Origin of the sequence: Vibrio sp. 05-20-BW147, from assembly GCF_013369385.1 — a bacterium.
Taxonomy (GTDB): domain Bacteria; phylum Pseudomonadota; class Gammaproteobacteria; order Enterobacterales; family Vibrionaceae; genus Vibrio; species Vibrio floridensis.
Genome location: NZ_SZTO01000012.1, coordinates 44,594 through 57,773, shown reverse-complemented (window position 1 = coordinate 57,773; position 13,180 = coordinate 44,594). Strand labels below are relative to the sequence as shown.

Sequence of the window (13,180 nt, the reverse complement as noted above, 5' to 3'; positions counted from 1 at the left end):
ATGGACGAACTACTTTCGGTGTTTGGTAATGTGCAGCTCGATGAACAATGGGTGTTGCTTGCATTAGTTCTGATCTCCACTAGTTTGTTGGTTGTCACGGTTGCCGTCGTGTTTTCCGGTAATCGCGCACCAGTGAAGAAAAAGCTTGAGCAAATTCATAAAGAAGTTTCAGGACAAGCACTGAAAAAGAAAAATCGCAAAGTTGAAAATACATTGGAGTCCCTTACCCCGATCATGGTGGGGAAAAGTTCGAAGGAGAAAGAAAGCATACGCAGCCAGTTAATGCATGCCGGTTTCCACAATCGAGATGCCTTGACGGTGTTTTACATTATCAAGGCTGTTTTTGCTGTGTTGGGCTTTACTGGTGCGGCGCTGGTTTTCTTTTTGTTGCCTGACATGGACAACAGTTCTATTGCTATCATCGTGTCAATCGCAGGCGGTCTGTATATACCTAATATTGGACTCAACCACTTTGTCAAAAAGCGTCAACGTATGATTCGTGCAGGTGTTCCTGATGCACTGGACTTATTGGTCGTGTGTACCGAATCCGGTTTAGGTTTTAATGCGGCATTGCGAAAAGTGGCCGATGAGTTGGCCATCTCTCACCCTGAGTTTGCCGATGAGTTGGATACGGTATGTGCCAAGATCAAAGCAGGGGTCGAAATGTCGACCGCGTTTGAGGATTTGGTGACTCGCACTGGGCTGACGGAAATCAATGGCCTCGTGACCATGCTGGCTCACGCCTCGAAAATTGGCGGCAGTTTGTCACAAACGTTGCGTGATTATACGGAAGATTTCCGTGACAAACGTAATCAGGAAGTGGAAGAAATTGCAGCAAAAATTCCGACAAAGATGATTTTTCCGCTACTGTTATTTATATGGCCTTGTTTCTTTATTGTTGCCGTTGGGCCAGCATTGTTATCGCTATCGGATGCGCTAGGGTAAGGGGAAAAGGTATGAAAATGACAAAAACGCTACTCGGGTTGCTGGTGGTCGTAACGCTTTATGGATGTGCCAGCCAAGAGCCGAAAGGCCCACAGTATGATCTTAGTTTGTATGATGGTCGCCCCATCGATACATTAACCTCTGATGTGATGCCAGTTTCAGAAACCGAAGCGATCACACGCGGTGATGTGGCATTACGTAACAATAACAATGATCTGGCGCTTTATGAGTACATCCGTGCACTCTCTTTCCCCGATGCACAATATCAAGACAAAACCTTGTACAACATCGGCCGTATTCACGAATCGCGCGGCAATATCGCCTTGGCGGAGAAAGCCTACACCATGGCGGTGGAATACAATCCGGACAATGTGAAAGCGCTGGAACAGTTAGGGGCAATTTACAGCAAACAAGGGCGAGTCGATGAAGGAAAAAGCTATTTCTTGCGTGCCTTGAATGCAGACCAAGTGCGCTTGAAAAATGGTAAAACTTTAGCTGGCGGTTTGATTATGGTGCAAGATATCAACCAGCTTAAAGTCGACAAAGCCTCTCCAGCGATGGCATACATGGGGCTTGGCGTGCTATCGGATGTTGATTCTCAGCACACGTTGGCCGAAGCCTATTACCTTAAAGCATTGGAGATCAAACCCAATTCGATGAAAGGGATGATGAATCTCGGCTATTCCTATTACATGAGCGGCCAGTATGACAAAGCCGAGCGCTACACCTTAGCGGCGCTGGAAAAAGATCCCAATAATCAAAAAGGGCAAAACAACTTAGCTCTGATTTATCTTGGCAAGAACGAAGTGAAGAAAGCCATCAACATTTTCATGCGCAGCATGGGGGCACCGGAAGCGCTGAACAATGTTGGTTACTTCTTGATTCTGCAAGGTAAGCCGGACAAAGCGATTCCCTACTTGCAACAAGCGATTGATAAAAAGCCGTCCTATTACAAGCTGGCGAATGAGAACTTAGAGCGTGCTTTGGCGATGGTTCGTGAAGAGCAAGAAAACGCGCAAGGTGAGGTCTCGACAACCATGGTGAAGCCTTAGCAAGATGATTTGAGGTTTCACTTCATGCCATAGTGGTTATCCTCAAGCAACAAAGCGAGCTCAGGCTCGCTTTGTGTTATCTAAAAACGTGGCATTCGAAGTGGCGCATGCAGCAATTACAGCATGCCCAGCGTGGCTCCTGAGAGCATGAAAAACAGCACCAGAGCCAAGATAGGTACTTTGATCTGCTTTTGCAGATAGAAGCCAATGAGAATCAAGCCCACATCCAGCCCGCTACTCACCGCGCTACTAAAGACAGGTTGATACAATGCGGCGACCAGCAAGCCAACCACCGCAGCATTGACGCCTTGCAACGCTCCTGAAACGCGAGGATTAGCGGCTAACAGCTGCCAGTTTTTCAGCACGCCCAGCATCAACAAGAATCCAGGCAAAAACACCGCCAAAGTCGCGACAATCGCGCCAAGAATGGGCGAACTTGGATGCAGTACATAACCAATATAAGTGGCGAAGGTAAACATCGGCCCCGGAACCGCTTGGGCAGCAGCGTAACCAGTTAGAAACGCATCTTGGCTGATTTGCTCTCCCACGATGTTTTGCAGCAAAGGCAGCACCACATGCCCGCCACCAAACACCAAGCTGCCCGCTTGGTAGAATTCGTTGAACAGTCGTACCAACGGCTGAGCAGTGGTCAGCAGCGGCAACAGCAGCAACAGAGCAGCAAAGATCACCAGTGGGGTCAGTGATGGTGTAAAGCCGTGCTCAGTGGCTTTGTTTTCACCTTTGAGTGCAATCACCCCAATCAGCGCCGCGAGGATCAGCACGGCCATTTGCGTGGCGATGCCTGAGAACACCAACAAGGCGACAGCGGTGGCCACGCAGATGCCAACGGTCAGCGGCGAGCGGCAAAAGTTTTTATACATCCCCCAAGCCGCGTCGGCCACGACCACCACGGCGAGCAGTTTTAAGCCGTGTACGACATTTTGAAATAGTGCGGTGTCGGTCACTTGGCTGCTAACCAGCGCCAGTAGCAACATGATCACCACCGAAGGCAGGGTAAAGCCTAAGAATGCCGCGCAAGCGCCGGGTAGGCCGCCTTTCTTGTAGCCCAAACCAAAACCGACTTGGCTTGAGCCAGGTCCCGGTAGAAACTGGCTCAGTGCAACCAACTGAGCGTATTCTTCGTCGCTAATCCATTTCAATTTTTCAACAAAGGTGTGGCGGAAATAGCCAATGTGCGCCGCAGGACCGCCAAAGCTGATCCAGCCGAGCCAGAAAAAAGTCTTAAAAATTTGCAGCATGTTGTACATCTCAACAAAAAAGTGAGTTCACTCTACGAAAGAACCTATAATGATTCAAATTGATAGTTTTCATGATTTGTATGAATTGTATGGGATGAAGTGTGGACGAGATTAATTGGAAGAACATCGACCTCAATTTGCTGGTGGTGTTCTCTTACCTATACCGTTATCGCAGTGTCAGCGTGGCGGCGGAAAAAAGCTTCGTCAGCCAATCGGCGATGAGCCACAGTCTCAATCGTCTGCGCGGTTTGTTTGATGATGTGCTGTTTGTCCGTAAGGGCCACAAGATGGAGCCCAGTGAGCGAGCGCATCAGGTTGCGCCACAAATTCACCAGCTGCTCAGCGTGATTTCGGGTGAGTTGTTGGCAAAGCCGCCTTTTTCACCTCAGGCGTTTGACGGTGTGTGCCGCATTGGGATGACGGACTATGCCGAGTTTATTTTCGCCCCTAAGCTGTATGATGCGATTCGCCAGCAAGCCCCTAAAGCGCAGGTCAGCTTTATCAACGTCAATCGCAATAACTACGTCAGTTTGATTGAACAGGAAAAGCTCGATGTGGTGATCGGCTCGATTCCTGTACTGGAAGAACCATTTGAGGCGCAACGCTTATACACCGAAAAGCACGTGTGTTTGTGCGATCCCCAGCAAGTGGATGTGACGCGGATGAACATCGAACAGTTTGCCGCTATTGAGCAGGCGTTAGTGAGTCCAGATGGTCAGCTCTCCACTCAAGTGGATAAGCTGCTTGCCAGCCAAGGTTTAAGCCGCCGAGTAACGGTGGCCTCGCGCAACTTTCTTACCATCCGCAACCTGTTATCTCATCGCGCTTTGATTGCCATCGTGCCGGAGAGAATGGCATTGGCACAAGGCTTTGATGATCGTCTAACCTCGTTTGAACCGCCAATTGAGGTGGCAGATTTTGATATCTCGTTGGTGTGGCATAGCGCCACTGGCAACAGCGAAAAGGGTATGTGGTTACGTGAGGTGATTTGCCAGCAAATCCATTAAGGCTGCCAAGGTTTCGCTAAGCAGTTATACCCCAACCAGAATTGCGTTTTGATGATCACCTCGCTGCGGTAAACCGGATAATTGTCCAATCGCTCCAAGGCGCGATAACCGACGGACACACTACAACCGATAGCGACAATCAGTATCACGCCGTGCGCCCACCATGGGTGTGGTTTGTTGGCTGGCAATGGTAATGAAGCAGACGCAAGCGAGCAACGTGACCAAAACAGTGCGCAAGCGACAACCGCCATCAGTTGACTTAAAGGTGAATCGAGCACTCCAGACACCAAGCTGTACGCGATGCCGCTGAGCAGGCTGACGCCAAGCAACTTATTACGTAACGAACGCTGCCTAATGGTGAGGCGCAACAGTGAGGCGATCAACGCTAGGTAACACAGAGCGGCCACCACGCCCCAATGCACCAACACGTTGAGAAGAGAGTTGTGTGGCCGACCGTGGTTGACCTCTTCGCAGACAAACGCATCCCCGCCCAATCCGGTAAAGGTGAAGATTTGCCAAGAGTGTCGCCACAGCGCTAAGCGTCCGGAGCTCTCTGTTCGAATGTTGAGCCACTCAATCGGCCCACCCAAAATCATGCTGGGAAGTGGGGAAAGCAGCGCGAGTTTCACCAATGCGCCAACCACAGCGCTTTGCCACAACAGTCTCCACCAAATAGAGCGCAGATCTCTGGCGCAAAGCATCAGCAGCGTGAATCCACCCAGTATGGCCACCAGTGGTCCTCGCGCATTGGTTGCAAAACAAATGGCGAAATCGATCGCAAGGATCGCTCTGGGCACCACGCCACGTTTGCCGCGTTTCATCGCTATCGCGGCAAGATAAACGACCGGGAAGATGAGCCAAATATGGATCTGGTTGAGAAAACGGGGGTTAGCAAAGCCAAACAGAGTGAAGTTGTTGACGTTCAACTGGTGCACAATGCGGATCCAAAACGCCAATGCAATGCTCAAAAACAGAAACGCACTGAGCCAAAGAGAGTATTCAAACCATCGGGCTTGCCGCTGTTTCACTACATCACGCAGTACAAACAGCATCAAAACCAATCCTGCCAAATAAAACCATTGCAAAACAGCGGCCAGTGGATAGCGAGCAAGCCACGTGGCCAGTAAGCTCGAAGCAATAAAAAGGCTCAGTAAACCTCGGTGGAGGAACGTGAGTGAGCACCAATGATCGATGATGCGCTGCCGTTGTTGAGTAGAAAACAGCACGATAAGCGTGGTGATCTGCAACAGAAACAACACAAACAGGCGTTTACTGTCGTAAAGTGGCAGCAGATCGTTGCGATCGAGAAACGGATTAAAACTAAACGCCACCAATCCTAACAGGAGCAGTGTCAATAAGGCACGCGTGTAAAATGGCGAAGATGGCATCACTCCATAGAGCCCTTTAAAACGATCAGCGATATTTAGAGTCTAGTCTTAGTGACTGGTTTTGCTTGTTTTTTTATAAAAAATGCCCTTAGCTTGGCAGCCAAGGGCATTGTCGCTGGTTGGTTTTAGCTGGCAGTAATACTTATTCAGCAGTAAAGAAATCGTTGTACAGCATGTACAAGTGCGCCGCACTCCAAGAGAAGTTTGGCGCGCCTTGCTGCTCACCCGTGAGCGGGTTGTAGTTCTCACGAATTGGGCCGTCTTGCACTAAGCCGTCAGCATGGTTGAAGAAGGCGCTGGCCATCGCCACCGCATCTTGGTGATAGCCGTATCGCTCCATGCCTTTTAAGCCAAAGTAGAATTGATCGACCCAAACGCGTCCACGCCAGTAAATGTCGGGGCCAAATGCCGGGCTAGACAGCGCCGCCGTACCTAATGGCACATAGCTGTTGAATTCTTGCGGATCTTTCATCACTTTCACCACCGCATCGGCGTGCGCTTGGGTTGCAGCGCCATTAAAGAGCGGTGACCAACCTTCCGGCCCTTTGCCACGCTCGACAATGGGTTGGCCTGCACAACCGTTAGCCAGTGGTTGGTCTTCAATGCGAATGTCGTAAAAGAATCCCGTGCTCTCATCAAACATACAAGTGTTGATGTAGTCAGCAAGCTTGTCTGCTTTGGCGCGAAACGTTTTTGCTTGCTCTGGCTTGCCAAGAAGATCGGCCATTTCCGCCAGATATTGGTTGTCACTGTACATGTAGCTGGCTTGGTCTACCGATTCTTGCAGTAGCGAGTAACCCAGTAAGGTGTCATCTTCCGAGCGGTTTTGCGCGAACTTCACCACCCAATCTGAGCGCTGGCCGCCATTGGCAAGGTAGGTTTCGAGCTGATCTTGGTCGATGAAGCCAAATACTGCCGCATCATCTCGACCCGACTCCCAAGAGGCCGCCGTTTGTGCTGGGCTTTCAATGCGATCGTAATCGCCTTGCTTGAGCACTTTCTCATACGCCGCTTGGCCAGTGATGGTGGTGGTGCGATCGCCTTTGATGACCTCAAAGTACATCTCTCCAGCGGCGTTATTGTGGGCTTTGTCGCGCGCCGCGCCATACTCAGGTACGCCATTGCCATTGTGGTCTCGATTACGTAGCCACCAATCGTGGTAAGCGACCAGTTTCGGGTACATCTCCTCAAGCCACGCTTTGTCTTGGGTCGTCTTGTACACTTCCATCACCGCCCATGCCGCGAGGCTGGGTTTGGTGTTGCGTTCATTCCAGTTGCCGCCATCGCCGCCGCGCTCTGGGCTTAAGTTGTAGGCCAATAGATCCGGCACATAGCCTTCATCCCAAGGGCGAACAGGATCGTCTGCTTGAATTTGATAAGCGAACATTGCGCGAATGTTGTCTTTCGCGACATCTGGGTTGAAGTGCGCCATCGCATAAGCTTGCTTCCATGTGTCCCAAGGCCAAGTTTGGTTGCCGGAGAACCAACGTGCGGTCACCGATGGCGTCACCGAGTCAAACTTCATCGCCCCAGCAACGCCGCGCCAGTTGCCGTTCAATGTTTCCATTGCTTTCACCGCCACGCGTTCTTGCTCTGATGTGGCGTGAGGATTGGTTAAACCTTGGGTGAGATAGCCTTCCCAACGCTGCTCAGAAGCCGAAAGGTACGCTTGTGGATTGGCTAAAATATCTTGAATCTTCGCTTGTTCCGCTTGATTTTCTTTGGCCGTCAGCACATGGGAGTAGGTGGTGTAAATCTTGGTAGAAGCGTTGATTTTCGCCGTCGAAGTAAATTGGTGGCCATTTACTTGAGTGTTCATCTTTACGGACTTGTGGATTTGGTACTCAGACTCACCAGAGGTCAGCAGATCCCAGGTTGAGCGCACTTTGCCAAATGTTACCTTTAAGCCGTCATCCGTCGCGATGATAGTGCGGTTGTAATCTGGGTATTGCTCGTCGATGGTTTTATCGGATTGCGATTTGCCCTCTTTGGCGTGGTATTTTTCAAGCAGTTGCCCATCCCATACGAGCTTAACAGGGGTGTCTGTCGTAATGCTGGTTTCCAACAGAGATGTGCGGTCAGAAGCAAAGCGCAGTGTCATCTCCACAATGACATCATCGGAGATTAGCTTTTGCACCAATGCGCCCGGTAAGCTGTACGCTTCCATTTTGAAGGCGACTTTTTGGTCATCTTTGTACACGCTTAAGCGATCAAAGTAATTGGCCATAAAGTTGATGTATTCTTCCGTCAACAGCGCTGTGCCGGGGAAGCCACCCATGCCTTCTGCATTGTCAGGCAATAGGTGGCCGTGCCATGCGCCCATATCGAAAAATGGATTAAAGCGTTGGTGATCATCAAAGTCGTAATCACGCATGTATTCTGGAGAGCCTGTACGGTCAATCACATTCTGAAATTCGCTCGCTTGCAATGGAGTTTCAGAATGTGTGACGATCTGACACCCAGATAGTGTCACCGCTGAACCAACGGCTAAAGCAATTAGAGTTTTACGTAAAGTCATGTGTGGCTCCTCGGTTTACCAGTAGAAATATTGCATTGCGAAAACTTGAGCATCGCCAGTCACGTTGTCATCACCGACAGCGAAGCGGCTATCAAATGCGGTTGCCCACTTACCATTGCCATATTCCCACCACACACCAGCGTTGATGTAAGAAGTGATTTCGTCTTCAGCGGTGTCTGATTCAAAGTTGGCGTAGTTATAGGCCGCTGATAGATAGACGCCCGGAGCAGCTTCATACCATGCACTGGTCATAAAGCCTGATTCACTGCCATTAGAAACTTGATTGCCTTTATCGGAGTCGTGCCATACACGAGCGGCAACGTTTTTGTATTCCACGCCAAGAAGGAACAGTTCACCACCGTCGTTGTTACGAACTTCGGCGCCACCCATAAGCGTTAAGTGCTCTGTGATATCGTATTGGATGTAACCATTGACCATGGCGTTCTTATCGTTCCATTGATCAGCAAATCGGTCGTATTTGCCAAAGTTGACCCAAGAATCATCTTCCGAAAAATCCGACTCAGGAGCGGCAGAAATGCTGTAGCGGAAATTACCTTCAAGGTTTTGGATTTTTGCGCCTAAGAACAGGTCTCGAGTATTGGAGATTGCGTAGCCATATTCAACCGTTGCATCGCCCCACCATTGAACGTCATCCAGAGAAGAGTCAATACGGCCAATCATAAATTCGGTGTTGCCATCGGTGCGATAGCCTGCGTAGACACGGTTAAAACCACCTTCGAAGCCTCCCCAACCATGGCCTGTCGCCCAAGCATTGCCATCGTCATCGGCTTGAACAGTCCAACCTTCCATATAGGCAAGAGCGAACCAGTTACCGTATTGGACAGCGAGGCCACCTTCGATGTAAGTGCCGTCTGCGTAGCGGCCTTTATTTTCACCTTCTAACGCGACATGACCACCAACGCCTAGTTCGCCGTAGAAGTCGAAGATGACTTCTGCGTCAGATTGAGGAGGTTGAGTAGGGCTATGATTCGCTTGATTTTCAGATGCATGGGCGTTGACAGCAGCAAGAATCAATCCGGACAAAATAGTTTTAGTAAAACAAGTCTTCATTTTAATCACTTCTTAATTGAGTAGAATTTATCGTTTGCTAACCTGGCTGAATTTTTGTGGGGGTGCTCTAAAGGCTTAATGGGCAGCTCGTGTGCAAACTAGGGCTGATGTTATCTTTCTATCCAGAAATAACTAAATAAAAAGTAGTTAAAATGTGATGTTGATTTAGTAAAGTTTTACCTTGGGTATATTTAAATTGTTAGCGTGTATAGGAAGGTTTTCAATCATAGATTTATTAGGTAATTGAACAGGATTAACTGAATTTGTCGGAGCAGTAGACCCTAGTCATCCTTTTCTACTTGTTTTTAGTAAAAAAAAGAGCATCTCGAGGATGCTCCTTAGTGTGATATGTCAGGTTTATGCTTGAGTAATAGGATTGGAAGTTTGCTCTTTAAGCGTCTGCTTCTTCTCAAAGCGAGAGATCCACCACCAAGCGAGGCCTGAGAACACAGCGGTCATAAAGACGTTGATAAAGAAGGCTCTGACTAAGTCAACCCCGGTTGGGAAGGCAGATGCCGTCATGCTGATAACAAAGATGGCAATCAGCACGGATACGATGCTCATCCCCACTTTGCGCGAACCCATGCGGAAATCTCGTGGGGTATCGTCGAACTTCAATCGGAAGACAAAGTACGCCACCATGATGAAAATAGGTGGAAGCATCGCCGTTCCTGCGGTGAGGTTGATCGCTTGATTCATCATGTCTTGCACCGACTCCGAACCAAAGCCATTCACCACCAGCATCACGAACACAAAGGCAAACTGCCACCACGCCGCACGGACAGGAACTCCGTGTTCGTTCAGCTCAGTGGTTTTCTCGCCGTACACGCCTTTTGGAATTTCAGAGAAGTGAATTTTCACCGGAGCGGCGGTCCACATCATCATTGAGCCAAACATCGCAATGAACAAAATGATGCCAACGAAACGGCCAACCAAAGTTGGCGAGATGCCAAAGTAATTCGCCATGCCAGTGAAAATTTCCACCATGCCGCCAGCGTAAGTGAGGTCTTCACGCGCAACAAACACGTTGACCAAGAGCGAGCCGATGGCGTACATCGCACCGATTACTACACCGGCGATGATGATCACTTTGATAAAGGATTTATGGCCGCCTTTGACGTCGTTAAGGTAAGCGGCAGCGGTTTCTGCACCACCTGCGGCTTGGAAAATCCAACACATGATGCCAAGGGTTGCCCAGTTAATGGTTGGGGTCATCGCTTGTAACGTGATGGGCTCGGCGGGTGTGTGGTCACCACCAAGGGCCATCAGCGCGCCTAATACATAAATGGCAAACAAAGCAAACACGCCATAAGCAACCATTTCAGAGATCTTGCCCAACCAGCTCGCGCCTTTGGTAGAGATGTGAGTGGCGACGGCAAACAACACAATCGAGATGAGTGACGTCACCATGGGAGAGAAGCTGTATTCGTAACCCAACATGGCGTAAGACGCATAGGCAATGACGTTAGGCAGTAAGGAAACAAACCAGAACAGGTTCACAAACCAGTAGAGAAACGAGCCCAAATAAGCGGCTTTGCTGCCCAAAGGCTTTTTCAACCAGTCATACATGCCTGATTCTGAGTTCTTATTGGCGGAAACAAATTCGGCAATAATGAACACGAATGGAATGAAATAGACCACGGTTGCTAAGAGAAAAATGGGGGCGGAGCTGAGCCCCAGTTCGATGTTGTTGTTGACGATATTGCGCACGTTAAAAACCGCGGCAAAGGTCATCGACAGCAAGGCAAATTTGCCTATGGTGCCACGCAGTGATTCAGACATAGTTCCTCCCGTATCCGTCTGCAGTAAAACAAAAAAATGGATCAGTGAATGAAAATAATCTGCCAGCCATTAGAGTTGTTATGGGGGCGGGCAGGGTGAAGGGCAGAGCGTTTTTCTCTGCCCAAGTTTTCGGTCATCAACCTAGACTGGTTGAGCGTCATTTATGGAAGGACGGCGCTTGGGCTGGCCTCTTTCGCGCGTTCTTCACTGTTGAGTGACTTTTCGTACTGGCTGTATTTCCACCAAGCAAAGCCAAGGAAAATCACAATGCCGCCAACGTTGTAGAAAATGATGGTCATGATGTCGGCCCCGGTTGGGAAGGTGGATGCCAAGAATCCAACCGTGAAGATGCCAATCAGAATCGAGACTGCGACGATACCCGTCATACGAGAACCCATTTTGAAATCGCGCTCGAGATGGTCGAGCTTGAGACGCAGATTCAGATACGCCAGCATGATGAACAGCGGTGGCAGCATCGACGCAGCGGCAGTCATGTTGATCACGGTGTTCATCAGATCTTGCGCAGTGTCTGAGCCCAATGTTGGGATCACCATGAGCGGTAGAACGATGGCGTATTGAATCCAAGCGGCACGTGCTGGTACGCCGTTTTCATTCAATTCCACCGTTTTCTTACCAAAAATGCCTTCTGGAATCTCAGAGAAGAAGATCTTCACTGGGGTTGCGGTCCACATCAGTAGCGAGCCAAACATCGCGGTGAACGAAACCAAACCAACAAAGCGATTCATCATAATTTCAGGTAAACCAAAGTAGCTCGCTAACCCTTCAAACACTTGCACGGAGCCGCCAGTGAATTTCAGCTCGCTGCTGGAAACAAACACGTTAATCAACACGGAAGCAACCGAGTAAAGCACACCGATGAAGATGCCAGCCACGATGATCACTTTGACGAACGATTTTGAGCCGCCTTTCACATCGTTGACGTAGACCGCGACCGATTCCGCGCCGCCGGCAGCCATGAAGATCCACGTGGTAATGCCGAGGAAGGCCCAGCTAAATTCTGGCACCATCGCTTCCACTGTGATTGGGTCTGCCGGTTGCACGCCACCTAGCAGCGCAGCGCCGGAGAGCAAGATGTAAGAGAGCGTTAGGAGCAGCATCAGTGAAGAGGTTACTGAAGTGATGGGACCCAACATTTTCGCGCCATTGGTGGAGACGTAAGTGGCAAAAGCAAACAACAGCATGCTCAATGCGGTGGTGGCAAATGGGGTAAGAATGTACTCGTAGCCTAAAAACGCGTAAGACGCATAGGCGATGACGCGCGGCAGCAACGAGGTAAAGAAAAACAGGTTAACAAACCAGTAGGTGTAAGCGGAGATGAAAGCCCAGCGGCCGCCCAGTGAACTTTTCACCCAAGCGTAAACCCCCGCTTCGGAGTTTTTATTGAGCGAAACGAATTCCGCGATGATCAAACAGAAAGGGATGAAGTAAAAAATGGTCGCTAAGAAGAACATCGGTGCTGACGCCAGCCCGATCTCGATGTTGTTGTTAATGACGTTATTGAAGCTAAACACAGCGGCAAATGTCAGGGACAATAGGCCGAATTTACCTATGGTGTTCCGTTTAGTATCAGACATGTTTTTTCTCCGAAGAGGCACGTTATTTTGTAGGGTGGAGCGACAGTTCATGCTGTCGCTCTCGTCTTTATTTATCTTTATTGCTCTATTTTCTGCCGTGGCAGAGTTTATTTATTGAGGAAGTAGCCATCCTCGATCGTCACTTTCAGCACCACCTTTTTCACCGCTTGGTTGCCGCAAAAACGGTAGGCTTTGTCGTTTTCAAAAATGGCCACTTGACCTTGTTGTAGCTGGCGCGTTTCTCCTTGGCCTTGCAGTTGCTCGCGATCGGTTTCATCACGATAAGGGGTAACGGTGTCGAGTTCGGATTTGGCGGAAAACTCTACGGTTTCAGTGCCTTCGAGGTAGTAATGCACATCAAAGTAACGACGGTTTCCGGTAAAGGTTTCACCGCTTTGAGAGCTGCCTTCCACCAGCATATAAACCAAGGAATCACCAATCGAATGCATCACCCCAGGTTTGATGTGGTTGAGGTTATTAATCGCTTCCACACAGCGGTTCCATTTACGACCGTTGCGATATACCTGTTTGAATTGCTCTAAGCTGTCTAACACGATCATGGG

Annotated in this window: 10 protein-coding genes; 3 read left to right on the top strand and 7 right to left on the bottom strand. The window is 49.4% G+C overall.

Annotated elements, in window-relative coordinates; all coding sequences use genetic code 11:
* The gene (locus FC652_RS12745; protein ID WP_176298871.1) at positions 1 to 945 is read left to right on the top strand and encodes a type II secretion system F family protein; all 945 of its coding nucleotides are present in this window, start codon (positions 1 to 3) and stop codon (positions 943 to 945) included.
* 11 nt (positions 946 to 956) lie between these two features.
* Positions 957 to 1,997 carry a lipopolysaccharide assembly protein LapB gene (locus tag FC652_RS12740; RefSeq protein ID WP_176298870.1) on the top strand — a complete coding sequence of 347 codons (1,041 nt, stop codon included), beginning with the start codon at positions 957 to 959 and terminating at the stop codon, positions 1,995 to 1,997.
* Positions 1,998 to 2,113: 116 nt separating this feature from the next.
* On the opposite strand, the gene chrA is transcribed toward FC652_RS12740, so the two are convergent.
* The gene (gene chrA / locus FC652_RS12735) at positions 2,114 to 3,256 is read right to left on the bottom strand and encodes a chromate efflux transporter (RefSeq protein ID WP_139784349.1); all 1,143 of its coding nucleotides are present in this window, start codon (positions 3,254 to 3,256) and stop codon (positions 2,114 to 2,116) included.
* Positions 3,257 to 3,357: 101 nt separating this feature from the next.
* Between chrA and FC652_RS12730 the strand changes: the two genes are divergently transcribed.
* Positions 3,358 to 4,263, top strand: coding sequence for a LysR family transcriptional regulator (locus FC652_RS12730; protein WP_176298869.1), 906 nt, complete (start codon positions 3,358 to 3,360; stop codon positions 4,261 to 4,263).
* Here the strand turns inward: FC652_RS12730 and FC652_RS12725 are convergent.
* The 6 genes from FC652_RS12725 to FC652_RS12700 form a co-directional block, all read right to left on the bottom strand.
* A complete protein-coding gene (locus tag FC652_RS12725) occupies positions 4,260 to 5,651 on the bottom strand; it encodes an O-antigen ligase (protein ID WP_176298868.1) in 1,392 nt (463 codons plus the stop codon). The genes FC652_RS12730 and FC652_RS12725 overlap by 4 nt on opposite strands.
* A gap of 142 nt (positions 5,652 to 5,793) precedes the next feature.
* Positions 5,794 to 8,169 (bottom strand): alpha-glucosidase, encoded by a 2,376-nt coding sequence (gene ygjK / locus FC652_RS12720; RefSeq protein WP_176298867.1) that lies wholly within the window; start codon positions 8,167 to 8,169, stop codon positions 5,794 to 5,796.
* Positions 8,170 to 8,184: 15 nt separating this feature from the next.
* Positions 8,185 to 9,240: a protein YgjJ gene (ygjJ, locus tag FC652_RS12715; protein WP_176298866.1), complete on the bottom strand. Its 1,056-nt coding sequence runs from the start codon at positions 9,238 to 9,240 to the stop codon at positions 8,185 to 8,187.
* Positions 9,241 to 9,597: 357 nt separating this feature from the next.
* On the bottom strand, positions 9,598 to 11,022 hold the full coding sequence (locus tag FC652_RS12710) for an amino acid permease (RefSeq protein WP_176298865.1): 1,425 nt from the start codon (positions 11,020 to 11,022) through the stop codon (positions 9,598 to 9,600).
* A 161-nt stretch (positions 11,023 to 11,183) separates the two neighbouring features.
* On the bottom strand, positions 11,184 to 12,617 hold the full coding sequence (locus FC652_RS12705; RefSeq protein WP_011079676.1) for an amino acid permease: 1,434 nt from the start codon (positions 12,615 to 12,617) through the stop codon (positions 11,184 to 11,186).
* Between the two features lie 107 nt (positions 12,618 to 12,724).
* A complete protein-coding gene (locus FC652_RS12700) occupies positions 12,725 to 13,177 on the bottom strand; it encodes a beta-galactosidase subunit beta (protein WP_176298864.1) in 453 nt (150 codons plus the stop codon).
* Positions 13,178 to 13,180: the final 3 nt, after the last annotated feature.

What these genes read in the sequence shown, in the direction of transcription:
- FC652_RS12700 (WP_176298864.1), bottom strand. Translation starts at nt 13,177, where the DNA reads ATGATCGTGTTAGACAGCTTAGAGCAATTCAAACAGGTATATCGCAAC.
- ygjK (WP_176298867.1), bottom strand. Translation starts at nt 8,169, where the DNA reads ATGACTTTACGTAAAACTCTAATTGCTTTAGCCGTTGGTTCAGCGGTG.
- FC652_RS12745 (WP_176298871.1), top strand. Translation starts at nt 1, where the DNA reads ATGGACGAACTACTTTCGGTGTTTGGTAATGTGCAGCTCGATGAACAA.
- ygjJ (WP_176298866.1), bottom strand. Translation starts at nt 9,240, where the DNA reads ATGAAGACTTGTTTTACTAAAACTATTTTGTCCGGATTGATTCTTGCT.
- FC652_RS12740 (WP_176298870.1), top strand. Translation starts at nt 957, where the DNA reads ATGAAAATGACAAAAACGCTACTCGGGTTGCTGGTGGTCGTAACGCTT.
- FC652_RS12705 (WP_011079676.1), bottom strand. Translation starts at nt 12,617, where the DNA reads ATGTCTGATACTAAACGGAACACCATAGGTAAATTCGGCCTATTGTCC.
- FC652_RS12725 (WP_176298868.1), bottom strand. Translation starts at nt 5,651, where the DNA reads ATGCCATCTTCGCCATTTTACACGCGTGCCTTATTGACACTGCTCCTG.
- FC652_RS12710 (WP_176298865.1), bottom strand. Translation starts at nt 11,022, where the DNA reads ATGTCTGAATCACTGCGTGGCACCATAGGCAAATTTGCCTTGCTGTCG.
- chrA (WP_139784349.1), bottom strand. Translation starts at nt 3,256, where the DNA reads ATGCTGCAAATTTTTAAGACTTTTTTCTGGCTCGGCTGGATCAGCTTT.